Raw genomic sequence first — 1634 nt, forward strand, 5'->3', positions numbered from 1 at the left:
TTGCACTATCTCTATGCCACTTGCGTCTCGACCTGCATGCTCGTATCTACCCGTGCATACCGAGCCTCGAAGTCGCCCCCCACATAGATGCAACGCGGATCGGAGGGAAGTGTCGCATCCATTCCGAATCCCGCCATCGAGTCGTGGACGTAGCTGTCGAAGAAGGCAATGATCTCCTCGTCCCGCAACCCACGCTGGTGCACGAATTCATCCTCGTAGGCCTGCAGCAGCACCGCATAGTGGGGGCGCAGCTTGGCGCTGCCGCTTCTCCTGGACCATTCTCGCCGGAGCGATTGCGCATCGCGCATCAGCTGCCGGTCGTAGACCAGCATGTTGTCGACACTGTTGCCCGGGATACCCACCCACTCCGCCTGCGCACGCAGGTAGGGATCGTCCGCCTCGGCCGCCAGGTCCTTGGCCCTGTCCACTTCCTCACGGGCCTGCGTCAACTCTCCCTGCATGCCTCCAAAACGCGACGTTTGGCGCAGGACCGACTGGTAGCGGGTCTCCGCCCGGCGCAGTTCGTCCTGCGCGGCCTGGCGCTCCGGGCTATCGCGCAGCCGATTCATCTCGCGCTCGGCCTCGGCCTTGCGTGCGGCGTACTGGCGTTCGCGCGCGCGCATGTCGGCCTCGTTGCGCACACGTTCGGCATTAGGGATTTCCGATTGCTGCAAGCGTGCGATGCGCTGGAAGCGCCAGGCGAAATACAGCCGCATGTGCCCCAGCACACCTTTGCCCAGCGCCTTGCCGCCGTTGCCGGCCAGTGCCATGTAGTGCTTCCAGCGGCGTACCAAGTCCGGCGCGATCTGGAAAGAAGCCCCCAGACCTGGGTCATGAAACTGCCCCACCGGCTCTAATGGAACTTGTGCCTGTATGGCTCGCTTGTGCATTTCCAGCAATGGAATATTGCTCAGCGCCTCAGCGCGACCAATACTGCGCGACTGAAATCCCGGCAAGTAGCCTCCCCCCACATCCGAATGCATGCCCGGATAAAGAATCTCCACGCAACCGCTCGGATAACTCTGACGCTCGCGCACCGAGTCCACCGGGAAGGAATTGCGCTGTTCGTGCGCGGCCACCATGTGCACGCATTGCTCGGCCAACTCAGGAATGCGCAGGTTGCTGGCCCAGTCCATGTGTCCGTCCGGATTGCCCGGCGTGGGATCGGCACCAGGCTCGCCGAATGCCAGCGCAAGCGGCCCCATGGCCAAGTGGTCGCCACGCAGGCGCAATCCGCCTTCCAGCGAACGCCAGCCCTGAGCGATCTGCAGCGACAGCGAGGTCGAAGCGGTGGCCGGCAGGCCCACCGAGGCGACCGTATCGAACAGGCCCATAAAGTACAGCCGGAACGGTACCTTCGGACTGTCCCACTCCCAGCCCGCGCCCGCGCGCTGCGCACGCTCGGCCAGCATGCGGGCGAAGGCCCGCGCCAGCGCGGCACCGCGCGAGAATCCGAACAGGGCCACCCGCACTTCCTGAATATTGCGCACCGGATACTGGGATAGCGTCAGGTCCAGTTGCTGCATCGCCCACTTCAGCCGCTCCTCGCCCCAGGCACCGAAGGCCTTGCCGGTCGTGGTGTTTCCGGGATCACCGATCTCGCGAAAGTAGGTTCCCAAGCCGGGAAGATAGAA

General features: G+C 64.1%; 1 protein-coding gene. It reads right to left on the bottom strand.

The genetic code is table 11. The features are described from left to right. Positions 1-11: 11 nt before the first annotated feature. Positions 12-1634, bottom strand: a 1623-nt coding sequence (locus tag LRX76_RS18690; protein ID WP_231807136.1) for a DUF2235 domain-containing protein, incomplete at its 5' end; no start/stop codon positions are given.

The organism is Stenotrophomonas sp. MMGLT7, assembly GCF_021168555.1.
Classification (GTDB): domain Bacteria; phylum Pseudomonadota; class Gammaproteobacteria; order Xanthomonadales; family Xanthomonadaceae; genus MMGLT7.